The sequence below is a fragment of the Amycolatopsis sp. cmx-11-51 genome (assembly GCF_047608665.1).
Lineage (GTDB): Bacteria > Actinomycetota > Actinomycetes > Mycobacteriales > Pseudonocardiaceae > Amycolatopsis.
Map to the genome: position 1 here is coordinate 44,853 of NZ_JADNQO010000018.1, position 24,438 is coordinate 69,290.

Here is a 24,438-nt window from a genome sequence, read left to right on the forward strand (position 1 = left end):
CTAGGTGAGGTCACCGCGCAGGCGGAATTCGGCTTCGACGCGGTCTCGCGAGGCACCGGTGGCGAGCAGGGTGTGCAGCAGGAGCCGGGATTTGCGCGGGTCCAGCCAGCCCGCCATGGTCGCGCCCATCGCGATCAGGTCCGACTCCGAACCGCGGAAGCCATAGGTACCCCGGAACGTCGGCCCGGCGCCGGTGCGGCCGGCGACCACGATCGGCACCTCCGGCAACGCCCGCTCGACCACGTCGGCGGACCCGGCCGAAACGTGCCCGGCGCCGTTCGCGGCGAGCACCACACCCTTGACCCCGGCCTTGACCAGCGTCTCCAGTAGTTCGCCGGTGTCCTCGACGCCGCTTTCGACGATCGGCACCAGTCCGGAGAAGTCCGCGTTCTCCAGCGACAGCGCCGGCGGGCGCTCCGCGACCGGGTGGAAATAGTGCACCGCGCCCTCGGCGAGCAGCCCGAGCGGTCCGGCGGGGTTCGAGGAGAACGCCTCGACGTGGCTCGAATGCGCCTTCCGGACCCAGCGGGCTAGGTGGACGTCGTCGTTGAACGCGACCAGCGGGCCGCGGCCCCGGCTCCGGGGTTCGGCGGCGACGGTCAGCGCCGCGAGCAGGTTTCCCGCCCCGTCGGCGCTGGGCAGACTGGGGTTGCGCATCGCGCCGGTGATCACGATCGGGGCTTCGGAAGCCCACGTCAGCTCGAAGAAGTACGCGGTCTCTTCGAGCGTGTCGGTGCCCTGGACCACGACGACGCCTTCCGCGCCTTCGTCGACGGCTCGCGCGGCCCAGTCGCGGGTCTTGACCAGCGTCGCGAAGTCCATCGACGCGCTGGAAATCCCCGCGAGCGTCTCCGCGCGGACGTCCATCGCCAGGTTCTCGCCGAGGTCGCCGAGCAGATCGGCCGCGGTGAGCCGGGGGACCGCGTGGTCTTCGCCGTCGCCGGGAACCATGGAAATGGTGCCGCCCAGGGCGGCGACGGCGACAAGTGGCCGCCTGAACTCACTCGACATACGTCCATTCTTCACTTGTCGCCGCGTTTAGTCCTCTAGTTGCGGTAGTTGGTAGTCCGAACCACCGCAACTAGAGGACGAAACGCGAGCACCGGGGCCTCAGGGGCGTTTGACCGCTTCGATGGTGAAACTCGCCGCCAGTCGCTGCGGATCCTTCGCCAGCCGCCATTCCTCCGTCGCCGCGTCCAGGCTCATGAACCCGGGCAGCGCGTTCCACGGCACGCTGTCGTGCTCCACCAGCTTCGTCAGCGTCAGCCCCGCGTCGAGCAGCGCCGTGACGATCTCGCCCAGCCCGTGGTTCCACTCGTGCGTCCGGTTCTGCTCGAACGACACGTCGGTGTCCACATAGGTCCCCGGCTCGTCGAACACCAGCGGTTCGGCCTGCTCGAAGTACGGGTAGCGCGGGGTGATCTGCGGCTGCGTCTCGTCGAGGGTTCCCAGCATCGGGTGCATGTCGCGGATGAGCAGCCGTCCGCCCGGTTTGAGCAATGAGCCGACGACCTGTCCCCAGCGGGCGATGTCGGGAAGCCAGCAGATCGCGCCGATCCCGGTGTAGACCAGGTCGAACTCCCTGGCGCCCAGCACGTCGGCGGCACTGTACACATCGGACTCGTGGTAATCGATCTCCGCGCCGGTCTCGGCGGCGAGCCGTCGCGCGATCTCCAGCGCCGGTGGGGAAAAGTCGAGTCCGGTCATCCGGGCGCCGAGGCGGGACAGGGAAAGCGTGTCCGTGCCGATGTGGCACTGCAGGTGGACACCGCGCGCACCGGAGACGTCGCCGAGCAGCGGCCGGTCGAAGGTGACCACACCGCTGAGATGCGCGGGGTCCTTCACGAACCGTTCGTAGCCGTAATCCGCCGACGCGGCGTGCGCCGGAGCGCGTTCGTCCCAGTTCGCGCGATTGACGGTGAGGTACTCGTTCACGACGTCGCACCCTTCTCGGCGGCGCTGCGCAGTACGCAGAATTCGTTGCCTTCGGGATCGCCCAACACGGCCCAGCCGGTGCCGTCGGGGTTGCGCCGGTCGTGCAGCAGGGTGGCGCCCAGCTTCAGCAGGCGTTCCACCTCTTCGTCGCGCGGGATGTCGGGCTCCAGGCAGAGGTGGATCCGGTTCTTCACCGTCTTGGGTTCGGGAACCTGCCCGAAGAACAGGGTCACGCCGTTGTCCAGCACGATGATCGCCTCGGGGTCGCCGGGCACGTCGTCATCGGCCATCGGCTTGCCGACGACGCCGCTCCAGAACCGCCCCAGCTCGTAGGCGTCGGCGCAATCGAAGAAGAAATTCTGTACGACAGAGGTCATGGAGCCGCAGTCTGCCCGAGCCCACGAAACCCGGCCAACGGTTTAAACCAGCCGCAGCCCCGGCGACCGGTGCACCTGTCGTTCCGCGTCGATGATCAGCACCTGGCAACCCGGCTGTGACGCGACCAAGGCGATTCCCTCGGTTCCCCTCGCGAAAGCGACCGTGGCCAGGGAATCCGCTGTGACGAGGTCGTCGGCGGCGACCGTGACGCTCAGCAGCCCGGTCGCCGGGCGCCCGGTCCGGCCGTCCAGGCTGTGCGCGCCACGCTCGTATTCCGCCGAGGTCGCGACGGCGCCGCCGGACGACTCCACCACGGCGCAGATCGCGTCGGGCCGTTCGGGATGCCGGATGCCGACCCGCCAGGCGCGACCGGGTTCCGGTTCGCCGGAGGTGATCACGTCCACACCGGCGTTGACACAGAAGACGTCCAGGCCCTCGGCCCGCAACAGTGCCGCCGCGCGCTGTACCGCCCAGCCCTTGACCACCGCGTTCGGGTCGAGCCGCCGTCCGGGGAGCCGGGCGGTGAACGCCCCGCCGGACAGCCGTTCGTAGTGCTCGCACAGCGAAAGCACCTCGAGCAGGTCGTCGCTCAGCTCCGACGGAGCGAGGTCGCCGCGGTCGTAACGGCAGACCTCACTGTCGGCTGAACCGGGCGTCGACCTCCCGCAGCCAGCCGAAGACACCGTCGATCGCGTGCTCGACGAGGGCACCACCGGCCCGGACGTCGACCGAGACCGGTAGTCCCATCACCTGTTCGACGCGGTTCATCTGGCGTCCAGCGCCGCCTGCAGCGAGTTGACGTACGACTCGCTGGTCGAGGTCGCCCCTGAGACGGTGTCGATGCGGTCAGCGTCTCCTGCCGGAGCACGGGGATCGCGGCCACGCCGCGCCCGCTGGCCGGCCGCCGCAGCCGGACCTCGGAGATCCTGTCCTCGGGCGAGATCACCACCTGCACCTGGACGGTGCCGTACCGGTTGCTCTCGACCGACCCGTCCACGGTGCGCTCCGCACCTTCGGAAGCGCCACCGTCCGAAATGGACGAGCTCGGGGCGGTGACGGCCACGGTCTCCGAACCGAGCGGGCCCGGTTCGTACAGCCACACGCCAAGGAAACCGGCGGCCGAGAGGGCGACCGTGGCGGCGACGATGGTCTTCTTCATGATCGGGACTCCCTGACTCAGGCGGTGAGACTGAAGCGTTCAGCGTGGACCTGCTGGTTCGGCACCCGCAGTTCGCGCAGGCCGCGCAGCGTCGCCGAGGTCATCCCGGGCGGGCCGCAGACGAAGACGTCCCGGTTTCGGACGTCCGGGACCATCCGTCGCAGGCTGTGCGCGCCGAGCACCGGGCCGTGTGGACCGGCCGGATTTGACGGTCCACTGAGGACATGTACGACCGCTCCCCGCGCCTGTGCCAGCCCTCTCAGCTCCGGCAGCAGGACGGCGTCGCGTTCGTCACGGACGCGGTAAAGCACCACGACATCTCCGGAGATCTCCTCCAGCAGCGCGTCCGCTTTTCGTTGGTGCATCGTGGTGAACGCGCCGTACGGTCCTTTGGCGAACACCCTCGTGCCGACCTTCAGCGACCGCAACGACGCGCTGCCGTCACCGGCGGCCTTCGCGGTCAGCCGCAGGGTCCGGCCGTCCGGCGCGGCCGAAAGGGAGAACGGGTTGGCCTGCCACCAGCGATCCCTGGTCAGGAAGCGCCAGAGGAAGAACTGCCCCGCCTTCGCGGGCATCTTGTCGAGGTGCTCGCCGGTCATGTACACCGAGACGACGTCGTGGGATTCGGGGACGACGGCGACGACCTTCAACCGGTGACGCAGGTTCCGCGCCAGTGGCAGCACCACACAGCCCGCGACCACCGAACCGAGCGCGACGCCCCACACTGCCCACCAGTAGGCCTCTGCGCCCGGCGACGACGCGAACGATCCGCCCAGCGCGATCTGGTGGCTGAACGCCAGTACGACCGCGGCATAGATATAGAGGTGGAGGAAATGCCAAGTCTCGTACGGCAGCCGACGCCGGGCGAAGCGCGCGGACACGGCGCCGACGAGCAGGATCAGGGCGAACGCGACGACCGCGCGCAGGATTCCCTCCAGTTCGGTCACCATCGTGACGAATTCGTCCACCACGCCGTTGTCCTCGACCCGCGCGTAGCCGAAGACAATGAAGACGAGGTGCGCGAGCAGCGTCCACAGCAGGCTGAACCCGGTCCAGCGGTGCCAGCCGGTGAGCCGGTCCATGCCGAGACGGCGGTCGAGCCACGGCAGCCTGGCGACCAGCAGCAGCTGGAACGCCATCGTCAGCGCCCCGTACAGCCCGGCGAGCCTGCCGACGCCGATGAGGACGTTGTCCGACGGCCCGGCGGCGAAGAAGAGCATGGTCACGGCGGCCACGTTGGCCACGATGAAGAGGAAGAGCCCGGAGCGTGCGGCGATCCTGGGACGGATCGCCGGGCGCGGTCTCACGGCGGTCTGCGTCATGGTGGTCACACGCGGTCCCCTCCGATCCGGTTCAACCGCGGTGACCTTCTCGGCGGAAGCTGTCGGCTTCCTGTCGTGTGCGCTCCCGCCTCGCCCTCGCGCGCGGGTTCACGGAGGATGGGCCCTGTGCACACCGAAAACCCCGTCCGCCTGCTCGTGGTGGACGACGAGCCGCATATCGCCGACCTGGTGGCCACCGTCGCCCGGTACGAGGGCTGGCAGGCCGTCACCGCCGGATCGGGTGAGGCCGCGCTCGCCAGGGCCGCCGAGTTCGGGCCCGACATCGTCGTGCTCGACCTGATGCTGCCCGGGATAGACGGGTTCACCGTGCTGGACAGGCTTCGCGAGTCCGGGACCGCGGTGCCCGTTGTCTTCCTCACCGCGAAGGACGCGACCGCGGACCGTGTCGCGGGGCTCACCCGCGGCGGCGACGACTACCTCGTCAAACCTTTCTCCGTCGAGGAACTGATGGCGCGGCTGCGCGCCGTTCTTCGGCGCAGTGGCAGCCAGGCCAGGCCTGCCGCCCTGCTGCGGGTCGGTGACCTGACCATGAACGAGGACACCCGCGAGGTCGCCCGTGACGGCGACGCCGCCGAGCTGACGCCGACCGAGTACGAACTGCTGCGCTACCTCATGCGGCGTTCGCCCTCGGTACTGACGAAGGCGCAGATCCTCGACCACGTCTGGGAGTACGACTTCGGCGGCCGGTCCAATGTGGTCGAACTCGTCATCTCGCACCTGCGCCGCAAACTCGACGCCGGCCACGAGCCGCTGATCCACACCGTGCGCGGTGTCGGCTACGTCGTCCGGCAGGCGGCGAGATGAAGATGCTGCGCCGGTGGTACGACGCCTGGCGCCGGTCGAGGCTCGGCACCCGGCTGGCGCTCGGGCTCGGCGTGCTGGCGCTGGTCGTGTTCGCCGTCGTCGGCACCGTGATGGTCGGCATCATGAAGGGCTACCTGAACGACCGGCTCGACGAACAACTCGCCAAGACCCAGATCAGCCAGGTGCCGTCGCTGCGCACCACACACGGCGGGAAACCGCAGCAGGCCTACGGCTGGTTCTCGGCGGTCTTCTCGGTGCAGAACGGCGACGCGCTGCCGCAAGCGGGTGGTTCCCTTCCGCCGGATACGAAGGCGCTCGAAAAGGTCGCCGAAGACGCCACGCGGACCGAGGTGCTGCGCACGGTCTACATCGAGGACAAGGGCACTTACCGCGTCCGGGCCTGCCCGATCGAGCGCGACCGGAACATCGTCCTGGTCAGTGCCGCGCCGCAGGCGGATCTGGACCGGACGGTGAGCCAGCTGGTGATGGTCGAGGTCGTCGCGTTCCTGCTGGCGCTGGCGGTGCTGGTGATCGCGGGACGGCTGGTGCTGCGGCGCGGGCTGCGGCCGCTGAGCGACATGGCCGGGACGGCGCACGACATCGCGTCGCACGACCTGACCACGAACGCCGATCTCCCGGTGCGCGCGCGGGCCAACGGCGGTGGCGCCGAGGTCGAGGAATTGCGGACGGCGTTCAACCTGATGCTGGCGCACCTCGATTCCTCGTTGGCCGCGCGGCGGGAGGCCAACGAACGGCTGCGGCGGTTCATCGCCGACGCCTCACACGAACTGCGCACCCCGCTGACGTCGATCCGTGGCTACGCCGAGCTTTTCCGCTACGCGGCGGCGAACGAACCCGCCGAACGCGAGGCGCATCTGTCGAAGATCCGCGAAGAGACCCAGCGGATGAGCGTGCTCGTCGACGACCTCCTGCTCCTCGCGCGCCTCGACGCGCCGGAAACCGAAGCGCCGCTGCGGCTGGTCGACGTCGACCTCGCCGAGCTGATCACCGACGCGGGGGAGGCCTTCGCCGCCGGCCGCCCGGAGCATCCGCTGACCATCGAGCCGCTACCCGAAGATGTTGTCCTGCAAGCGGATCCGGTGCGTCTGCGACAGGTGCTGGACAACCTGCTCGCCAACGCCGCGGTGCACACGCCGCCCGGAACGGCGGTGACGCTTTCGGCTTCGGTCTCGGGTTCGGATGTCCTCTTGCGGGTGAGTGACGCGGGGCCGGGGATCCCGCCGGAAGCGCGGGAACGGATCTTCGACCGGTTCTTCCGGGTCGACACCGCCCGCACGCGCGGCAACGGCGGGACCGGGCTCGGGCTTTCGGTGGTGCTCTCGCTGGTCTCCGCGCACGGCGGCACGATCGACGTCGCGAGCGCGCCGGGGACGACGACGTTCACCGTGCGGCTGCCGCGGCGACGTCCGTAGCCCTTCATGGCACCTTTCGTCCTGGCTGGGGCTGAAGGGGACTTTCCTCGCATCCGATGCGGGGAAAGCGTCCTTCGCGTGGCGAGGTTGTGGGTGTTCCGCTCCCACGTCACCGCAGCAAGGTGGGCCGACTCAGTACGGCGCCCTCGGTTCGAAGTACATGAGGCCCCCTTCCTTGCGCCCTAGGTACAGGGCTCCGGCAAAGTCGCGCAATTGCCGTTCGGTGTCGCGAAAGCCACTTTCGGGACCTCTGGTGTCGCGAAAGTGGCTTTCGCGACACCAGGGGGCGGCCGCGCTTGACGTCTGAGTCACGTTTCGGTCGGGGGTGACGATTTGGGTTAGGGACCTCGATCAACGGAGGATGGGGGACACTCGACGTCCCCGATCCTCCGTTGATCAAGGTCAACTCGGTCGAGTGGGGAGAATGACACCTTTTTCAGCCAGTAGGCAAAGACAGGTCGGGCAGAAACCGAATCGCCACTCACGACCCGCTTGACCAGCTCTGCGACTCTGCCGGGACCCTGCGCCTAGGTACAAGAAAAGGGGGCCTTCAGGTACTTGGCAAAAGGCGCCTACCCGACCCGCCCCTTCACGTGGTCCGGCACGACCCACTCCGAAACCAGGTCCACCGACGGCTCCGGCTCCCCGAACACGGTCCGCACCGGCAGCACCCCCGCCCACGAGACATCGGCCGCGACCTCGTCCTCGGGATCGTCGGGACCCTCACCGCGCATCTTCACCGACGCCTCGGTGAGGTCCAGTTCCAGCACCGAAACCGACGCGAACTCCTTCGCGTTGACATCGCGCGCGTGCTCCCAGGAGCCGGGCGCGAGGTGGTCGGTCAGCACGCGCAGGCCGTGCGTCTTCCGCTCGCGGTCGGTGACCATGGCCGCCTTGCCCAGGATCACCGCGCTGCGATAGTTCATCGAGTGGTTGTTGACCGAACGCGCGTAGACGATGCCGTCGAGCAGGGTCACCGTGACGCAGACGTCGACGCCGTCGGAGTCGCGGATGCTCTTCGCCCCGGTGGATCCGTGCAGGTAGAGCGTGTTTCCGTCGCGGCCGTAGCCGGTCGGGACGACCAGCGGAACGCCGTCGCGCACGACGCCGAGATGGCAGATCAGGCCTTCGTCGAGTACCGCGTACAGCGCCGAGCGGTCGGTGAGCGCGCGGTTCTTCTTGCGGCCGAGAGTGGTCCGGTCGGTGGGAGAGAGCGGGGTGGACATGCGAGCAGTCTCACCCACGAGAGTGGCCTGTAATAACGTCCAATTCTCCTATGCTTGAGAAGGCCACTTTCTCGGGAGCGTGGAGTACAGCATGTCCGACACCGCTCTGCCCGTCAGTCTCGACCGCGATTCGCTTGTCCCGCTCGCGGTCCAGCTGGCCGACGCGTTGCGCGCCGCCGCCGGTGACGGGCATCTGCGCGGCGGCGACAGGCTGCCCTCGACCAGGGCCCTCGCGCACCGGCTCGGTGTCAGCCGCACGGTGACGTCGGCCGCGTACGAGCAGCTTCACGCGGAGGGCTGGATCGCGGGCCGTCACGGCTCCGGCACCTACGTCACCACGACACCACCGGCGGACAGGCCGTCGAAAGGACTCGCGCCGGGTGTGGCCGCCGCACCGCTCACGCTGGTCGACCTCACCCCTGGCGTTCCGTGGGCCGACGGCATCGAGAAGTCGGCCTGGCGCCGCGCGTGGCGGGCCGCCGCCGACCCGCGTCCGACCTATCGCGAGGACAGAGCCGGGCTGCCCGCCTATCGGGACGCCGTTTCCGAGCACCTGCTGCGCCACCGCGGCCTTTCCGCCGGAACCGTGCTGGCCACCGGCGGGACGACGGCGGCGGTGATCGAACTCGCGGGCGCGGTGCTCTCGCGCGGCGACCGGGTCGCGATCGAGGAGCCGGGCTACCAGCGCGCAGTACAGGCGTTCCGGCGGGCGGGGATGGAGGTCGTCGCCACCGAAGTCGACGAGGAGGGCCTGCGCCCGGACGCCGTCCCGCCCGACGTGCGCGCGGTGTACTGCTCGCCCGCGCACCAGTATCCGCTCGGCAGCCGGATGAGCGCGTCCCGCCGGGTCGAACTGATCGAACTCGCCCGTGCCGAGGGCATGCTGGTGATCGAGGACGATTACGACGGTGAGCTGCGGTTCGACGTCGCGCCGCTGCCGCTGCTGGCCGCGCTCGCCCCCGACGTCGTCGCGCATCTCGGGACCACGAGCAAGATCCTCACCCCGGCGCTGGGCGCGGGCTGGATGGTCGCGCCGCCACAGATCGCGGCCGCGGTGCTGGAGTACCGCGAAGGGACCGGAACGCGCCCGTCGCCCGCGGGGCAGCGGGTGCTCGCCGAACTGGCGCGCCACGGCGACCTGGGGCGGCACCTGCGGCGGCTCCGGCGGGAACTTTCGGAGCGGCGGTCGCTGGTTTCGGCCGCGCTGACGTCGGCGGGGATCCCGGTGCTCGGCGACGACGCGGGCGCGCATCTGGTCGTCCCTTGTGGATCGGCTCACGAGGAAGCGGCGCGGTTGGCGGCGGCGGAACGCGCCGGGATCCGGCTCGACGGGCTGGCCCGGCACTTCGCCGGGACACCGACGGTGTTCGGGAGCCTCATCGGCTACGCGGGTTGCTCGCGGGAAGCGCTCCATTCCTCGCTCAAACCGTTGCTCGCCGTCCTCGGCGGTTGACCTCCACCTTGCTGGAGGTCATACCTTGCGATCATGAAGGTCATCAGAGTGTCCCGATTCGGCGATCCCAGCGTTCTCGAACAGGTCGAACTGCCCACCCCCGAACCCGCGGAGGGCGAGCTTCGCGTCGCGGTGGCGGCGGCCGGTGTCGGCTGGCTCGACGCCCTCATCCGGCGGGGTGACGGTCCCGCCGTGTTCGGGATCGAGCCGCCGTACGTGCCGGGTGGCGCGGTGGCGGGCACCGTCGAGGCGGTGGGCGCCGGAGTCGACGAGACCTGGCTTGGCAAGTCGGTCGTCTCCAGCGCGGCCGGCGGCTACGGCGGGGGATACGCGGATACGGTCATCGCGTTGCCGGACGACACCTTCCCGATCCCGGCGGGTCTCGATCCCCAGCAGGCGGTCGCCCTGCTCGACGACGGCAGCACCGCGCTGGCGCTGCTGGAGAAGACCCCGGTCCAGGCCGGGGAGCGGATCCTGGTTGCGCCGGGCGTCGGCGGTCTCGGCAGTCTGCTGGTGCAACTCGCGCACGCGGCGGGCGCCACCGTCGTCGCGGCGGTACGCGGTGAGGAAAAGGCGGCCATCGCGAGGAAACTCGGCGCCGAAGCCCTCGACTATTCAGCGAGCGAACGGCTCACCGGCGGCGAGTTCGACGTGGTGTTCGACGGCGTCGGCGGAACCCTCGGCGCGTCGGCCGTCGCGCTGCTCGCCGACGGGGGCCGGTTCTCCGGCTACGGCATGTCCAGTGGCGCGGAGACCGTGATCGGTGCCGAAGACCGGAACCGGCTGACCATTGTGGACATGGCGCAGCTCCCGGAGTTCTGGCCCGAGACGCCGCGGCGTGTGCGGGAAGTGCTGCGGCTGGCGGCCGCCGGGACGCTGACGCCGATCATCGGCCGGACGTATCCGCTGGCGGAGGCGTCCGCCGCGCACCGCGACATCGAGGCGCGGCGGTACGTCGGGAAGGGTTTGCTCCTGCCCTGACCGCGATCAGAAGCGCAGCGGCACCGCGGGGAGGTTGGCGGCGAGAACGTCCGAAATGGTCTGGAGCGGTCCCGTCCCCGCGGAGTCCGGCACGGTGAGCGCCGTGTAGACGGGCCGGTCCACCGCGAACCACGTCGCGGTGCCCTCGCCCTCGACCTGCAGCCACTGGACGCCGTTGATCGTCCGCAGTTGCGAGGTCTGGGTCAGCTCCGGCGGCTTGCCGAGCCCGCACCGCAGGACCACCGGGTCACCGGTGCCCCAGCCGACCGTCGCCTCGGGGGCGGGGTCGGCCAGTTTCCGCCGGACCAGGGTGTTCCCGGACGACGTGAGCTCGTGCGGGAGCGCGCCGACGAGCTTCGCGCATTCCGGGGATCCCGACTGCGGCGCCGGAACCGGGACGAGCGGGAGGGGGCCGTCGGCGGCCGGGGCGACGGAGTCCGCGCCGCGGGTCAGCCCGAAGACGGCCACGCCCGCGACGAGCAGGACCGCCAGGCAGGCGGCCGCGATTAGCAGTGGTTTCGGGGGAGCGCCGGTGTCCGTGTCAGCCACCGGACCACTACACCACCTCTTACAGATTCACCACCGGGCAGGTCAACGTACGGGTGATGCCCTCCACGTTCTGCACCTTGGCGACCACGAGCTGGCCGAGCTGATCGACGCTGTCGGCCGCGGCCTTGACGATGACGTCGTACGGGCCGGTGACATCCTCCGAACTGGTGACACCGGAGATGGTGGAGATCTCCGCGGCGACCGCGGCGGCTTTGCCGACCTCGGTCTGGATGAGGATGTATGCGTGGACCACGGCGCGCCCCTTCGTAAAAGTCGGCTCAAGGTAGGAACGTTGTAGCAACGTATCGCCAGCCCCGGGAAAAACCTAGGGCTTCCGACTATCGGTGATCGACATTTGTCCGGACAAGGGAAAGTGGAGGTGACGGGTGTCACCGAAGGACAGCACGGTCGCCGGGACCGGTGAGTTCCGGCTGATCGAAGCGGTGACGTCCGGCCGGAAACAGCCGGAGACGACACTGCTCGGACCAGGGGACGACGCGGCCGTCGTGGCCACCCCCGATGGCCGGACGGTGGTCTCCACCGACGTCCTCGTGCAGGGTGTTCACTTCCGCCTCGACTGGTCCAGTGCGGAACAGGTGGGGCGCAAGGCGGTCGCGGTGAACCTGACCGACATCGCCGCGATGGGGGCGCGCCCGACGTCCGTCCTGATGGGATTCGCCTGTCCACCGGACACCGAGACGTCGCTCGTCACCGAACTCACGCAGGGCATGTGGGCCGAAGCCGACCGCGCCGGCGTCGGGATCGTCGGCGGCGACATGGTGCGTGCCGATCAGATCGTGATCAGTGTCACCGCCTTGGGTGACCTCGGCGGTCGTGAACCGGTGAAGCGCTCCGGCGCCCGCCCCGGCGACGTCGTCGCGGTCTGCGGACGGCTCGGCTGGGCGGCCGCCGGGCTCGCCGTGCTCGGCCGGGGTTTCCGCTCACCGGTCAGCGTGGTCAACGCGCAGCGCTGCCCCGAACCGGACTACGAGGCGGGCGTCCGCGCGGCCGACGGCGGCGCGACGTCGATGATCGACGTGTCCGATGGGCTCCTGTCCGACCTCGGCCACCTCGCCTCGGCTTCCGGCGTGGGGATCGACGTGCGGACGGCGGATCTCGACGTGTCGAGCAGGCTGACCGAAGTCGGTACCGCGCTCGGCGCCGACCCGCTGAAGTGGGTGCTCACCGGCGGCGAGGACCACGCGTTCGCGGCCACCTTCCCCGCCTTCGCCGACCTGCCGGAGGGCTGGGCCGAGATCGGCGTGGTGACCATGCCCGATTCAGGGGTGACGGTGGACGGAAAGCAGTACGGACACAGCGGCGGCTGGGAGCACTGGCGCTAGGCGCGGGTCAGCGTGCGGCCCACCAGGTCGACTGGGCGGTGAGGGTGACCGGCCGCCTGGCCAGGGAGCCGAGCATCACCGCCCGTCCGACGCCGCGAGAGCGGAAGGCCTGCGGAGTGCCGACCCAGTAATGGCTGCCGAAGCCGTTCTAGACGGCCGTGACGCACGCCCCGGCGACTTCGCCGTCGAGTCGCGCGACGAACACCTCGACCGCCGGATGTCCGAGCAGAGCCGTGGGGAACACCTCACGCGCGCGGTAGGGCTCGAAGCCCGTGATCACCGCGCGTTCGGCCGCCCGCAGGTCCGTCTCCGCGTACCCCCGGACCACCTCCATCGCGGGTTCGGCGGTGAGGTCGGGCTCCTGGATCAGGACACGCAGTCCCGGGCGCTCGTCACCGGCGACGGCGAGGAAACCGCGACGGCGGATCACCTCGTGGCCGCGGGACCGGCCGGTCGCGGCCCGGAACGCGGCGGGGGGTTGCGGGCCTGGCGCAGTGGCGCCCCGGCTTCGGTCGACATGACCGGAACCCCAGGTGCGGAACGGCTTCGGCGACAGTGCCGATCACGCGGCGTCCGTATGGGCCGATCCCGGACGGCACGAGCTTTCCCCGCGGCACGGCTGCTCGCTAATCTCGCGCTCATGGACCTTCGTGTGCTGCCCTATGACCACCCCGACGCGGTGAAGCTGCTGGCCGAAGCCCAGCTCGAGCTGGCCGCCCGGTACGGCAGCGAAGACGCGACGCCGATGGATCCGGCCCAGTTCGCCTCGCCGCGGGGACTGTTCTTGGCCGCGTACCTCGATGACGCCCCGGTCGCGTGCGGCGCCTGGCGGTCGCATGACGGGCCCGACCCCTTGCTGCCCGGCGACGCCGAGATCAAGCGCATGTTCGTGCTGGCCTCGGCACGGGGGCGAGGGATCGCGCGGGCGATCCTCGCCGGCCTGGAGCGGACTGCCACCGAGGCCGGACGGCTGCGCATGGTGCTCGAGACAGGTGACAAGCAGCCGGAGGCCATCGCGCTGTACAGGTCGGCGGGTTACCGGGAGATACCGAGTTTCGGGTACTACAAGGACGAACCGGAGAACATCTGCTTCGGCAAGGCGCTGGTCTAGGAGAACGCAAGCCGGTCTACGCACTGGGCGACCTCGAACCCTCGATCCACCCGGCCGCCTACGTCCACCCCGACGCGACGGTGATCGGCGACGTCCGGATCGCGGCGTTCGCTTCGGTGTGGCCGTAGACGGTGTTGCGGGGCGACCACGGACACATCGAGATCGGCGAGGGCTGCCTGATCGCGTCGGGATCGGTGGTGCCGAACGGAACTGTCGTCGAGGACGGCGGGAATGGTCGTCGACGGGTATGTCGAGCGTGCGGCCCGGTTCCGGGTCGAATTCCGGCGGCTGGACCAGCGTCTTCCCCCTCCAATCACGCGAGATCGCCGTCTAAGCACGCGAGTTCGCTCTCCGATCACGCGAAACCCGTGGAGTAGAGCGCACTCGCTGGTGACCGGCGTCTCAACGCGGGCGGAAGAACCGGCCCCGACCGGCCTGGGTAAGCTCGCTCGCCGTGACCGCACGACCGCTGCAGGACATCGTCGAAGCAGGCTGGGCGCAAGCCCTCGAACCGGTGGCGCCTCAGGTCGCCGCGATGGGAGAGTTCCTCCGCGCGGAGATCGGCGCGGGCCGGACCTACCTCCCGGCCGGGGAACATGTGCTGCGGGCCTTCCAGCAGCCGTTCCACGACGTCCGGGTGCTGATCGTCGGCCAGGACCCGTACCCGACGCCCGGGCACGCCGTCGGGCTGAGCTTCTCGGTGGCGCCGGACACCCGGCCGATCCCGAAGAGCCTGATCAACATCTACAAGGAGTATTGCGAGGACCTCGGGCATCCGTTGCCGTCGAACGGCGACCTGACGCCGTGGGCCGACCAGGGTGTCCTGTTGCTCAACAGGGCGCTGACGGTGCAGCCGGGCAAGTCGAACTCGCACCAGGGCAAGGGCTGGGAGGACGTCACCGAGCAGGCCATCAAGGCCCTCGCGGCGCGGGACGAGCCGATGGTGGCGATCCTGTGGGGCCGCAACGCGCGGAACCTGAAGCCGATGCTGGGGAAGGTGCCGTGCATCGAGTCGGCCCACCCGAGCCCGCTTTCGGCGCACGCCGGGTTCTTCGGCTCGCGTCCCTTCAGCCGGGCGAACCAGCTGCTCGCCGACCAGGGCGCCGGTCCCGTGGACTGGAAGCTCCCCTGACCGACCCCCCGCAAGTAGTCCTCTAGTTGCGGTACTTGCACGCGCAACTACCGCAACCAGAGGACTAAACGGGCATAAAAAATGGCGGGTGCTCCGAAGAGCACCCGCCATTCCCCAAAACCCCGGCTCAGCCGCGAACGACCTTGCCCGCCTTGATGCACGAGGTGCAGGCGTTCAGGCGCTTGCGCTGGGACAGACCGATCTTGGCGTGAACGGTCTGGATGTTCGGGTTCCACCGGCGGTTGGTACGCCGGTGGGAGTGCGAGACCGACTTGCCAAAGCCCGGTCCCTTGCCACAGACGTCGCACACGGCAGCCACGTCGAACTCCTCTGGATATGGGACGAAAGAATGGTGCCCAGCACGCTGGGCAACTCGACCATAGTAACCAGTGGCTCAGAGCCCTCCGGCACCGGGTCGATACCCTCGCTGGAACAGCGAGGAGGTTACGGCGTGCGGGTGCTGGACGTGGCGGCGGTGTCGGCTTGGTCGGCGGCCTGTGTGCACAGCCTGTCGGTGCTGCGGCCGGTGATCGACGGCATCAACGTCTACCCGGTCGCCGACTCCGACACCGGCTCCAACCTGCTGTTCACCATGACCGCGGCCCGCGACGCGCTGGCGGAGGCCGAGCCGAGGACCGCCGCCGAGGCGCTGGCGGTCTTCGCCAGGGGCGCGGTCGCCGCGGCCAAGGGCAACTCCGGCGTGATCATGTCGCAGGTCGTGCGCGGGATCGCCGAGTCGGCGGCGGCCAGGGAGATCGACGGACCTGGGCTCGCGGAGGCGCTCGGGTGCGCGGACAGGGCCGCCACGGGTGCGGTGAGCCGTCCGGTCGCCGGGACCATCCTGACCGTCCTCCACACCGTCGCCGCGACCGTCCGCGACGCGACCGGGTCACTCGAAGAGGTGGCCGCCTCGGCGGCGAGTGTCGCCGCCGAGGCTCTGGAGGAGACCCCCAAACAGCTGCCCGTGCTGGCCGTGGCCGGGGTGGTCGACGCGGGTGCCCGCGGCCTGGTCGCGGTCCTCGACGCCCTTTCCGGCGTGCTCTCCGGCGGCGTCACCGAGCCGGCACACCCGCTCGAGGCGCATCACCACCACACGATCGAGGCACCGACGGCGTGGGAGGTCATGTACCTGCTCGACGGCGTCGAAGAGGAAAGCCTCCCCGCGCTGCGCAAAACCCTCAGCGGGCTCGGCGACAGCGTCACCGTGGCGGGTGACGGCGCGGGAAGCTTCGCCGTCCACGTGCACTGCGCGGACATCGGCGCGGCGCTGGAGGCCGGGATCGAGCTGGGCCGCCCCCGGAAAGTTCGGGTCGAACCGCTGATCACGCCCACGCCGGTCGAGGTCGGCGGCGGTATCGACCGCTCGGTGGTCGCCGTGGTCCACGGCGGGCAGCTGGCCGAACTGCTGCGGGCCGAGGGTGTCGCGGTGCTGTCCGTGCCGCCGGGGGGCTCGCCGACGGTCGAAGAGATGCTGGGCCTGATCAACGAGGCCGCCGGGCACCACGTCACCGTCCTCCCCGGCGGCCAGCGGCTGACGGCGGCCGCCGACGCGGCGGCGGGCCACGCGATGGCCGCGGACCGCGACGTCGTCGTCATCCCGTGCGTCTCCCCCGTTCAGGTGCTGGCCGCGCTGGCCGTGCACGACCCGGACCGCCGCACCAACGACGACGTCGTCGCGATGGCGGAAGCGGCCGCCGCCACCAGGCGTGGTGAGCTGCGGATCGCGCAGGAGGAGTCGCTAACCTGGGTGGGCAGGGCGCAGGCCGGCGACGTCGTCGGCCTCGTGGACGGCGAGGTCGTGCTGATCGAGCCCGCGCCCGCCTCGGAGACGAACCTGGTCGCGGCCGCGGTCAGCGTGCTGAACCGGATGCTGGCCCTCGGCGGCGAGCTGGTCACCGTGCTGACCGGTGTCGACGTGCCGGTCCGGCTGCCCGGCGAGGTCGCCGATCAGCTCCGCCTGGAACATCCCGAGATCGAGTTGACGAGTTACGCCGGCGGCCAGCCCGACGCCGTGCTGCTGATGGGGGTGGAGTGACCGCATGACGAACCTGCGCGCGGACCTGAAGCTGGTCGTGGGCGCGGCGACGGCGAAGGCACTCGCCAAGGGCCTCAAGATCGAGACGGTCAGCGACCTGCTGCGCCACTACCCTCGCCGCTACGCCGAACGCGGCCAGCTCACCGACATCGCCGGGCTTGAACTCGGTGAGCACGCGACCGTGATGGCGCGGATCGAGCGGGTCAACAAGCGCCGGATGAAGGCCCGCAACGGCACGCTGCTCGAAATGGTGATCACCGACGGCAAACGCCGCCTGCAGTGCACCTTTTTCAACCAGGCCTGGCGCGAAAAGGACCTCGTGCCCGGCAAGAACGGACTCTTCGCGGGCAAGGTCACCGCCTTCCGTGACGTCCTGCAGCTGGCGAACCCCGAGTACGAGCTGTTCGAAGCCGACCGGGAAGCCGAGGCGCTGGACGACTTCCTCGCCGAGATCATCCCGGTCTACCCGGCGGCCCAGGGGATCCCGACCTGGGTGATCGCCAAGAGCGTGCGGCAGGTGCTGGACGTGCTGGAGGTCGACGAGGACCCGATGCCGACCGAACTGCTCGCCCGGTACGGCCTGCCGGACCTCGAAAGCGCGCTGCGTGGCATCCACCGCCCGTCGGGCTGGGACGCGCTGAACTCCGCGCGCCGCAGGCTCAAATGGGACGAAGCCATGGCGGTGCAGCTGATCTTCGCGCAGCGACGGCATTCCCTGGTCTCCCGGCCCGCGAAAGCCTGCCCGCACACCGAGGGCGGCATCCTCGACGCCTTCGACAAGCGGCTCCCGTTCGCGCTGACCTCGGGCCAGCAGGAGATCGGCGAGGAGATCTCCCGGGATCTGTCCACCGAGCACCCGATGAACCGGCTGCTGCAGGGCGAGGTCGGTTCCGGCAAGACCGTGGTGGCGCTGCGCGCGATGTTGCAGGTAGTCGATTCCGGGCGGCAGGCGGCGATGCTGGCGCCCACCGAGGTCCTCGCCGCGCAGCACGCGAGGTCGTTGCGCGAGATGCTCGGCGACCTCGGGCAGGCCGGTGAACTCGGCGGCGCGGACAACGCGACCCGGGTGACCCTGCTGACCGGTTCGATGGGTGCCAAGGAACGCAAGAAGGCGTTGCTGGAGACGGTCAGCGGCGAGGCCGGGATCATCGTCGGCACCCACGCGCTGATCCAGGACACGGTGTCCTTCGCCGACCTCGGCCTGGCCGTGGTCGACGAACAGCACCGCTTCGGGGTGGAGCAGCGGGACGCGCTGCGCTCCCGCGGCTCCGACGAGACCAGCCCGCACGTGCTCGTCATGACGGCGACGCCCATCCCGCGTACGGTCGCGATGACCGTCTACGGCGACCTGGAGATCTCCGCCCTGCGCGTGATGCCGGTCGGCCGGTCGCCGATCGCGACCTCGGTCGTGCCGGTCGCGGAGCGGCCCGCGTGGCTGGACAGGGCGTGGCAGCGGGTCCGCGAGGAATGCGGCAAGGGGCACCAGGCCTACATCGTCTGCCCGCGCATCGGCGACGAACCGGCGTCGGACAAGGGCGACAAGCGGCCGGCGCTCGCGGTACTCGAGGTGGCACCCGAGCTGGCCGAAGGACCGTTGAAGGGGTTGAAGATCGGGGTCCTGCACGGCCGGATGCACGCCGACGACAAGGACGCCGTGATGCGGGCGTTCGCCAAGGGTGACCTGGACGTGCTCGTCGCGACCACGGTGATCGAGGTCGGTGTGAACGTGCCGAACGCGACCGCGATGGTGATCATGGACGCCGACCGGTTCGGCATCAGCCAGCTGCACCAGCTGCGTGGCCGGGTCGGCCGGGGCAGTGTGCCGGGGCTGTGCCTGCTGGTCACCGAGACCCTGGACGGGACGACCACTCGCGAGCGGCTCGCCGCCGTCGAGTCCACGACGGACGGTTTCGAACTGTCCAGAATGGACCTGGAACTGCGCCGCGAGGGCGACATCCTCGGTGCCGCGCAGTCGGGCAAGAAGTCGACCCTGAAACTGCTGTCGCTCCTGCAGGACGAGGACGTCATCGCCGAGGCGAGGGCTCGCGCGTTGGAAATCGTCGAGAAGGATCCGGCTTTGGGGAATTACCTGGGGCTCGCGCATATGATCGCCGACGTCGTCGATGAAGATCGTGTGGAGTATCTGGAAAAAAGCTGACGTGAACATCTCTGCCCGATCGGACCTTGTAGCCGGACGGGCCAAGGGCTTTCCTTGTTCTGCACAGCCTCGTTCTGTGCGCGCGAGGGAGGCTGGGGATGACGTCAGCGGTGCGGGTTCAGCTCGGTGAGGACGGGGCCGACGCCGAGCGGGTCGATCAGCTCGCCGGGTACCTCCGAAGCGAACTGATCGATCGCGGGGTCGCCGAGGTCAAGGCGCTGCCCGCCGGTCCGGCGCCGCTCGGCTCGCGCGCCTTCGATGTCGCGACGGTGGGCGGACTGCTGGTCACGCTGGGACAGTCCGCCGAGGGTCTGCGCTCGGTCGTCACGGCCGTGCGGGAATGGCTTTCGCGCGGCGGCCGGGTCAAACGCACGGTCCGGCTGGAGATCGACGGCGACGTGCTGGAGCTGTCCGAAGCGAGCCTCACCGACCAGGACAAGCTTGTCGACCTCTTCGTGAGCAGGCATTCGGCGTCATGACCGGCGAGCGGCGGGCCTTGATCATCGCCAACGGGGAGTACGACAACCCCGGGCTGAGCGCGCTTCGGTCCCCGGCGGCCGACGCCGAAGCGCTCGCCGAGGTCCTCGCCGACCGCGACATCAGCGAGTTCGACGTCCAGGTGGTGCGCGACGAGACCGCGCACGTGATCGCGAGCCGGGTCGAGGACCTGTTCGCCGACAGCGCGCCGGACGACGTCCTGCTGGTGCATTTCTCTTGTCACGGCTTGAAAAGCGAGTCCGGTGAGCTGTTCTTCGCCGCGCGCAACACCCGGCCGGAGCGGCTGGCGTCGAGTGCCGTTCCCGCCGACTTCGTCCAGCGCTGTATGCGGATGAGCCGGTCACGGAGCATCGTTCTCCTGCTGGATTGCTGCTACGGCGGCGCATTCAGCCAAGGGGTCGCGGTACGCGCCTCCGGTGAGGCCAACGTGCTCGACGCGTTCCCCGGCGGCGGTTTCGGCGGCCGTGGCCGTGCGGTGATCACCGCGTCGAACTCCATCGAGTACGCCTTCGAGGGTGATCACCTCGCCGACGACCACGTCCGGCCGTCGGTGTTCACCTCGGCACTGGTCGACGGTCTCCGGACGGGCGACGCGGACCGTGACGAAGACGGCTGGATCGCGCTCGGCGAGCTCTACGACTACCTGTTCGACAGTGTCCGCGAGCGGAACCCGAACCAGACGCCCAGCCGCGACATCGAGATGCAGGGCGAGCTGTATCTGGCCAGGAGCAGGCGCCGCCGGATCAAACCGGCCCCGGTCCCCGCCGATCTGCGCGCGGCGAGCGAGGATCCGAACATGTTCACCCGCCTCGGCGCGGTGACGGAACTCCAGCGGCGGCTGGCGAGCGACAACCTCTCCGTCGCCATCGGAGCCCACGAAGTCCTCACCACGATGGCGCAGACCGACATCCAGCACCTCGCCGAGGCCGCCGATCTCGCCCGCCGGGAAGCACGGGTGCGCGCCGAGTCCGACGTGGTGCGCTTCGGTGAAGTCGTCCGAGGATCGCGTCCGGTGGCGAGGATCCGGCTGGAGGGACCGCCGATCGCGCGGGCCTGCCGGTTCGCGCCGTCGCATGCCTGGCTGCAGGTGACCGAAGTCGCCGGCGGAGCCGACATTTCACTGGATCTACTGGAGATCGGGGCGTTCGACGGGCAAATCACCGTGACCGGGCCGACCGGGGAACTGGTGGTGCGGGTCGAGGGGCAGCTCGTCCAGGAACCGGCGACGCGTCCGGCACCCGCGCCGGAACCTGAACCAGCGCCGGTTCCCGTTCTCCCGCCGCCGCCCGAACCCGTGCGGCAGGCCGGATCCGTGGTTCCACGGGCCAAGGCCGATCCGTTCACCCGCGTGGCAGGCGGGTTCGCGATCGTGGCCGCGATCTACCTGGTGGTCATCGCGTCCACACTCGGTGGCAGCATGGAGGATTTCTTCGAGGACGGTGGCTGGACCGTGATCCCGCTCGTCGTGCTCGCTCTCGGTGTGGCGGTCGCGATGCTCGCCCCGAAGACGCGCCGGATGATCGGTCCGGGATCGCTGTGCGGGCTGGCGCTGCTCACGGCGACCCCGTCCGGCTCGGCCGTCTTCGTGCTCGCCGACGGGTGCCTGCTCATCGCCGCCATCTGCGCCTTGGTCGCGCTGCGGCGTGACCGGAGTTTCCGGCTCGGACTGGGCAAACCTCGTGACAATTTCGCCGTGACCGCCATCGTTCTCGCCGTCGTCACCATGGCCGGGCTGGCGATCCAGGCGGGCGAGCTGATCGGCTACTCGTCGAGTCGCGCCGACGAGGCCGCGAGCTACCTCATGGTCTCGGTGGTTCTCCTGCTCGGGACGGTGCTCGGCGCGCTTCTGCGGCCGGCGGCGTTCGGGACCGCCTTCCTCGGCGGTGTTGCCGGGGGCGGCCTCGTCATGGTGTGCGTGCTGTCCTACGCGCTCCCGAGCAGTTCGTCCGTGACCGGTGCGGGCTGGTGGATCGCACTGGGGGCGGTGCTGGCGCTCGCCGTCGTCACCGGCTTCGCCGCGTTCAGAAAGCCGGCGAAGGCCTAACGGGATCGCGGTCCGTGAAGGACTCCTTGAGGGACCCAGAGTCCCTCAAGGAGTCCTTCACGGACCCGGCACAAAAGCGCCTTCCCGCGCCGCCACCGCCACCGCCCGTGCCGTGACCCGGGCGTCCGCCACCGTGACACCCTCCCGCGACAAGAACAGCCGGTAGAACAGCGGTCCGCACACCGCCCGGATCATCTCGTCGCCATCCGTGCCGGGAGGGACCTCGCCCCGCGCGACGGCCCGCTCCGCGATCGGCGCCATCCGCACATGCCGGTCCTGATAGAAATCGTGGAGTGCCTCGGCCGCCTGCGGCGACTGGAAGGCCGCCAGTACCGACGCCGTCGGCAGTTCCTTCAGCGCCGGCTCGGTGAAGTATCGCACCACCTCGGCCGCCACCCCGTACAGATCGTCCTCGAGAGATCCGGTGTCGGGCGCCTTCCAGTCATCCTCCGCGCCCATCTGCAGCGCGGCGGCGACGAGGCCGTCCGATGACGTCCACCGCCGGTACACCGTCGTCTTGTGCACGCCGGACCGCTCGGCGACCGCGTCCACGGTCAGTTCGCTGAAGCCGCGTTCGGCCAGCAGTTCGAGGGTGGCGTGCAGAACGGCCTGGCGCGTGCGTTCGGTCCGGCCACCGGGCCGCTGGGTACCGGAGGTTGCCAATTGCTACTCCTGTTGCGTTAGTGTGGCCAGTATGTCAGACCCAGCGAAGATCGCCGAAATCATCGGGGACGCGAAGATCGTCGCCATCGGTGAGAACAACCACCACCTCCACGAGTTCGGGGACCTGCGCAATCGTTTGCTCCGCCACCTCGTCGAGCATCGCGGTTTCCGCGTGGTCGGTTTCGAATCCGGTTTCGCCGAGGGGAAGCTCGTCGACGAGTGGCTGAACGGCGCTCCTGGAGACGTCACCGACATCGGCCGCGACGGCTTCACCTTCTCGCTCGGCGAGTCGCCCGAGGCGCACGAAATGCTGACCTGGCTTCGCGAACGCGGCGACGTCCGGTACTTCGGCCTCGACGTGCCGAGTTCCGCGGGCTCGCCCGTGCCATCGCTGGCAGCCGTCCGCGCCTATCTGTCCACTGTGGACGAGCCTGCCGTGAGCCTTGTCGACGCGGCGATCGAGACGACAGCGGGTTACGCGTCGGTCAGCAGCGCGGAATCCCCGGCCAAGTACGCCGCACTCGACGCGGTCGCGAAAGACAGGGCCACCGCGGCGCTCACCAGGCTCAAGGCGCATCTCACCTCGTTGCGCCCGGTGTACGGGAACACCGATGCGCAAGCCGTCGCGGAGCACCACGCCGAAGGCGCACTGCGCGTCGACACCTACCTCGCCGAGGTGGCCGCGATGATGTCCGGCGACGCACCCGCCCTGCAGAGCGGTTCGCGCGACACGTACCTTGCCGAAACCGTGCGACTGATCAGGCGGCTGCACGGCGACGACACGAAGATCGTCGTGATGCTCCACAACGGACACTTGCAGCGTGTGCCGTTCTCGCCGTTCCCCGGACTCACCTCACCCTCGGCCGGAACACACCTCGCGGCCGAGTTCGGCGACGACTACTTCGCGCTGGCGCTCACCGCGGTCGAAGGTGAGACCACCGGCCTCAAGCCGGATCCGGCCGCTCGGCTCGGTTTCACCGTGTACCGCCAGGAACTCGACGCACCCGCCGACGGCAGCGTCGAAGCCGAGGGGCCTGGGCTGATGGACCTCCGCGCGCGACGCGGAACCGAGGGACCCCAGAGCATCCGTCACGCGCATATGTTCAACCCCGTCGATGTCGTCAACGCCTTCGACGCATTGGTCTGCTTCCCGGAATCGACGGTCAGTGGACACCTCACCTCCGACCAGCCCCAACCGATCGGGTGACGACCGGAGGTTGAGGTTGCCACCCGCGAGTGACAGGCGTAGGCCCGAGGCATGATCATTCGACTGGTACGGGTCATGGCCGCGCTGCCCCTCGTGGTGCTTCTGGCGCAGCCCGCCTCCGCGACGGAAGTCCAGCAGAACCCGCCGAACTGGGGGCTGGACCGGATCGACCAGCGAACGGGCCTGGATCAGCTCTATCACTACGAGACCGACGCCAAGGACGTCACCGTCTACGTGATCGACAGCGGCGTCGACGCGGCGCATCCGGACTTCGTCGGACGGGTGAAGCCCGGTAAGGACTTCCTCGACGGCGGCACGGACACCTCCGACACCAACGGCCACGGCACCTACCTGGCGGGCGTCGCCGCGTCGAGGACGTTCGGCGTCGCGAAGGGCGCGCAGATCGTCCCGGTCCGGGTGGTCGACGCGCAGGGTGGCGGGTCGATGAACAAGATCATCGCGGGTATCGACTGGGTGACGCAGAACGCACGGCAGCCCGCGGTCGCCGTCCTCGGCATCGGCGGCGCGCCCAACGACCGGCTCGACGCCGCCGTCCGCGCGCTCGCGGCGGTCGTCCCGGTCGCCCTTCCGGCGGGCGGCGAGGCCACCGACGCGGGGCAGTTCTCACCCGCCAGGGTGGCCGAGGCGCTCACCGTCGGCTCGACCGACGCGAGTGACCGGATCGACCCGACATCGAATCAGGGCCAGGTCGTCGACCTGTTCGCTCCCGGCGTGGACGTGCCGGGACCCAACGTCGGCGGCAGCGGCGGCAGGCTGCTCAGCGGGACCTCGTCGGCCGCCGCGCACGTCGCCGGGGTGGCCGCGCTGTACCGCGCCCTGCACCCCGCGGTCTCGGCGACGGACGTCACGAAGGTGCTCGTGGACCTCGCTTCGGCCGACGTGCTGACCGGTGTCCACGCGGGCACGGCGAACCGGTTGCTCCAGAGTCCTGGCGCGCAACTCGGGCGGGGATGACGTCCATCACC

The 24,438-nt window shown here is 69.9% G+C and carries 27 protein-coding genes and 1 pseudogene; 15 read left to right on the forward strand and 13 right to left on the reverse strand.

The annotated features are described in order from the left end of the window. From ACM6LU_RS34655 to ACM6LU_RS34680, 6 genes are all read right to left on the reverse strand, one after another. Positions 1-1,011, reverse strand: coding sequence for an asparaginase (locus ACM6LU_RS34655; protein WP_414942073.1), 1,011 nt, complete (start codon positions 1,009-1,011; stop codon positions 1-3). 99 nt (positions 1,012-1,110) lie between these two features. After that, the gene (locus ACM6LU_RS34660) at positions 1,111-1,935 is read right to left on the reverse strand and encodes a class I SAM-dependent methyltransferase (protein WP_414942074.1); all 825 of its coding nucleotides are present in this window, start codon (positions 1,933-1,935) and stop codon (positions 1,111-1,113) included. Further along, positions 1,932-2,312: a VOC family protein gene (locus ACM6LU_RS34665; RefSeq protein ID WP_414942075.1), complete on the reverse strand. Its 381-nt coding sequence runs from the start codon at positions 2,310-2,312 to the stop codon at positions 1,932-1,934. The genes ACM6LU_RS34660 and ACM6LU_RS34665 overlap by 4 nt, the downstream gene beginning before the upstream one ends. A 42-nt stretch (positions 2,313-2,354) precedes the next feature. Further along, positions 2,355-2,996 (reverse strand): FAD:protein FMN transferase, encoded by a 642-nt coding sequence (locus ACM6LU_RS34670; protein WP_414942076.1) that lies wholly within the window; start codon positions 2,994-2,996, stop codon positions 2,355-2,357. Next, positions 2,947-3,081, reverse strand: a complete 135-nt coding sequence (locus ACM6LU_RS34675; RefSeq protein WP_414942077.1) for a hypothetical protein — start codon at positions 3,079-3,081, stop codon at positions 2,947-2,949. The genes ACM6LU_RS34670 and ACM6LU_RS34675 overlap by 50 nt, the downstream gene beginning before the upstream one ends. Then, positions 3,078-3,413, reverse strand: coding sequence for an FMN-binding protein (locus tag ACM6LU_RS34680; protein WP_414942078.1), 336 nt, complete (start codon positions 3,411-3,413; stop codon positions 3,078-3,080). Before ACM6LU_RS34680 ends, ACM6LU_RS34675 begins: the two co-directional genes overlap by 4 nt. On the opposite strand from ACM6LU_RS34680, the gene ACM6LU_RS34685 reads away from it, so the two are divergent. Further along, positions 3,348-3,488 carry a hypothetical protein gene (locus ACM6LU_RS34685; RefSeq protein WP_414942152.1) on the forward strand — a complete coding sequence of 47 codons (141 nt, stop codon included), beginning with the start codon at positions 3,348-3,350 and terminating at the stop codon, positions 3,486-3,488. The genes ACM6LU_RS34680 and ACM6LU_RS34685 overlap by 66 nt on opposite strands. Before the next feature lies 1 nt (position 3,489). Here the strand turns inward: ACM6LU_RS34685 and ACM6LU_RS34690 are convergent, their stop codons facing one another. Beyond that, complete coding sequence (locus tag ACM6LU_RS34690; RefSeq protein ID WP_414942079.1) at positions 3,490-4,803, reverse strand: ferric reductase-like transmembrane domain-containing protein; 1,314 nt, start codon at positions 4,801-4,803, stop codon at positions 3,490-3,492. 117 nt (positions 4,804-4,920) lie between these two features. Between ACM6LU_RS34690 and ACM6LU_RS34695 the strand changes: the two genes are divergently transcribed. Both ACM6LU_RS34695 and ACM6LU_RS34700 read left to right on the forward strand, forming a co-directional pair. After that, entirely contained in the window at positions 4,921-5,619 is a 699-nt protein-coding gene (locus tag ACM6LU_RS34695; RefSeq protein ID WP_414942080.1) for a response regulator transcription factor, read from the forward strand. Further along, positions 5,616-7,052: a sensor histidine kinase gene (locus tag ACM6LU_RS34700; RefSeq protein ID WP_414942081.1), complete on the forward strand. Its 1,437-nt coding sequence runs from the start codon at positions 5,616-5,618 to the stop codon at positions 7,050-7,052. The genes ACM6LU_RS34695 and ACM6LU_RS34700 overlap by 4 nt, the downstream gene beginning before the upstream one ends. A gap of 572 nt (positions 7,053-7,624) precedes the next feature. On the opposite strand, the gene ACM6LU_RS34705 is transcribed toward ACM6LU_RS34700, so the two are convergent. Further along, positions 7,625-8,278, reverse strand: coding sequence for a pyridoxamine 5'-phosphate oxidase family protein (locus tag ACM6LU_RS34705; RefSeq protein WP_414942082.1), 654 nt, complete (start codon positions 8,276-8,278; stop codon positions 7,625-7,627). Between the two features lie 91 nt (positions 8,279-8,369). On the opposite strand from ACM6LU_RS34705, the gene ACM6LU_RS34710 reads away from it, so the two are divergent. Both ACM6LU_RS34710 and ACM6LU_RS34715 read left to right on the forward strand, forming a co-directional pair. Then, positions 8,370-9,731 carry a PLP-dependent aminotransferase family protein gene (locus tag ACM6LU_RS34710; protein WP_414942083.1) on the forward strand — a complete coding sequence of 454 codons (1,362 nt, stop codon included), beginning with the start codon at positions 8,370-8,372 and terminating at the stop codon, positions 9,729-9,731. Between the two features lie 33 nt (positions 9,732-9,764). Next, complete coding sequence (locus ACM6LU_RS34715) at positions 9,765-10,712, forward strand: zinc-binding dehydrogenase (protein WP_414942084.1); 948 nt, start codon at positions 9,765-9,767, stop codon at positions 10,710-10,712. 6 nt (positions 10,713-10,718) lie between these two features. Here the strand turns inward: ACM6LU_RS34715 and ACM6LU_RS34720 are convergent, their stop codons facing one another. Further along, on the reverse strand, positions 10,719-11,261 hold the full coding sequence (locus tag ACM6LU_RS34720) for a DUF3515 domain-containing protein (protein ID WP_414942085.1): 543 nt from the start codon (positions 11,259-11,261) through the stop codon (positions 10,719-10,721). A 19-nt stretch (positions 11,262-11,280) separates the two neighbouring features. Then, positions 11,281-11,514 carry an Lrp/AsnC family transcriptional regulator gene (locus tag ACM6LU_RS34725; protein WP_414942086.1) on the reverse strand — a complete coding sequence of 78 codons (234 nt, stop codon included), beginning with the start codon at positions 11,512-11,514 and terminating at the stop codon, positions 11,281-11,283. 133 nt (positions 11,515-11,647) lie between these two features. Between ACM6LU_RS34725 and ACM6LU_RS34730 the strand changes: the two genes are divergently transcribed. Beyond that, positions 11,648-12,604: a thiamine-phosphate kinase gene (locus ACM6LU_RS34730; protein WP_414942087.1), complete on the forward strand. Its 957-nt coding sequence runs from the start codon at positions 11,648-11,650 to the stop codon at positions 12,602-12,604. A 148-nt stretch (positions 12,605-12,752) separates the two neighbouring features. Here ACM6LU_RS34730 and ACM6LU_RS34735 read toward each other — a convergent pair whose 3' ends face one another. Beyond that, positions 12,753-13,034, reverse strand: coding sequence for a hypothetical protein (locus ACM6LU_RS34735; RefSeq protein ID WP_414942088.1), 282 nt, complete (start codon positions 13,032-13,034; stop codon positions 12,753-12,755). Positions 13,035-13,244: 210 nt separating this feature from the next. On the opposite strand from ACM6LU_RS34735, the gene ACM6LU_RS34740 reads away from it, so the two are divergent. The 3 genes and pseudogenes from ACM6LU_RS34740 to ACM6LU_RS34750 all read left to right on the forward strand — a co-directional run bounded on the left by ACM6LU_RS34740 (position 13,245) and on the right by ACM6LU_RS34750 (position 14,847). Further along, positions 13,245-13,715, forward strand: a complete 471-nt coding sequence (locus tag ACM6LU_RS34740; RefSeq protein WP_414942089.1) for a GNAT family N-acetyltransferase — start codon at positions 13,245-13,247, stop codon at positions 13,713-13,715. Next, positions 13,691-14,009: pseudogene (locus tag ACM6LU_RS34745) on the forward strand (gamma carbonic anhydrase family protein); the annotation flags it as partial. The gene ACM6LU_RS34740 and the pseudogene ACM6LU_RS34745, both read left to right, overlap by 25 nt. A gap of 160 nt (positions 14,010-14,169) precedes the next feature. After that, positions 14,170-14,847 (forward strand): uracil-DNA glycosylase, encoded by a 678-nt coding sequence (locus ACM6LU_RS34750; protein ID WP_414942090.1) that lies wholly within the window; start codon positions 14,170-14,172, stop codon positions 14,845-14,847. A gap of 127 nt (positions 14,848-14,974) precedes the next feature. Here ACM6LU_RS34750 and rpmB read toward each other — a convergent pair whose 3' ends face one another. After that, entirely contained in the window at positions 14,975-15,166 is a 192-nt protein-coding gene (gene rpmB, locus ACM6LU_RS34755; protein ID WP_007031450.1) for a 50S ribosomal protein L28, read from the reverse strand. Positions 15,167-15,298: 132 nt separating this feature from the next. Between rpmB and ACM6LU_RS34760 the strand changes: the two genes are divergently transcribed. From ACM6LU_RS34760 to ACM6LU_RS34775, 4 genes are all read left to right on the forward strand, one after another. Beyond that, a complete protein-coding gene (locus ACM6LU_RS34760; RefSeq protein WP_414942091.1) occupies positions 15,299-16,882 on the forward strand; it encodes a DAK2 domain-containing protein in 1,584 nt (527 codons plus the stop codon). A gap of 4 nt (positions 16,883-16,886) precedes the next feature. Continuing rightward, complete coding sequence (gene recG / locus ACM6LU_RS34765) at positions 16,887-19,040, forward strand: ATP-dependent DNA helicase RecG (RefSeq protein ID WP_414942092.1); 2,154 nt, start codon at positions 16,887-16,889, stop codon at positions 19,038-19,040. A gap of 98 nt (positions 19,041-19,138) precedes the next feature. After that, positions 19,139-19,519 carry a hypothetical protein gene (locus ACM6LU_RS34770; RefSeq protein ID WP_414942093.1) on the forward strand — a complete coding sequence of 127 codons (381 nt, stop codon included), beginning with the start codon at positions 19,139-19,141 and terminating at the stop codon, positions 19,517-19,519. After that, positions 19,516-21,582: a caspase, EACC1-associated type gene (locus ACM6LU_RS34775; protein ID WP_414942094.1), complete on the forward strand. Its 2,067-nt coding sequence runs from the start codon at positions 19,516-19,518 to the stop codon at positions 21,580-21,582. The genes ACM6LU_RS34770 and ACM6LU_RS34775 overlap by 4 nt, the downstream gene beginning before the upstream one ends. A 57-nt stretch (positions 21,583-21,639) precedes the next feature. Here ACM6LU_RS34775 and ACM6LU_RS34780 read toward each other — a convergent pair whose 3' ends face one another. Further along, positions 21,640-22,245, reverse strand: coding sequence for a TetR/AcrR family transcriptional regulator (locus tag ACM6LU_RS34780; RefSeq protein WP_414942095.1), 606 nt, complete (start codon positions 22,243-22,245; stop codon positions 21,640-21,642). A 31-nt stretch (positions 22,246-22,276) separates the two neighbouring features. Here ACM6LU_RS34780 and ACM6LU_RS34785 point away from each other — a divergent pair, with 31 nt between their 5' ends. Then, entirely contained in the window at positions 22,277-23,452 is a 1,176-nt protein-coding gene (locus ACM6LU_RS34785; RefSeq protein WP_414942096.1) for an erythromycin esterase family protein, read from the forward strand. 51 nt (positions 23,453-23,503) lie between these two features. Next, positions 23,504-24,427: a S8 family serine peptidase gene (locus ACM6LU_RS34790; protein WP_414942097.1), complete on the forward strand. Its 924-nt coding sequence runs from the start codon at positions 23,504-23,506 to the stop codon at positions 24,425-24,427. Positions 24,428-24,438: the final 11 nt, after the last annotated feature.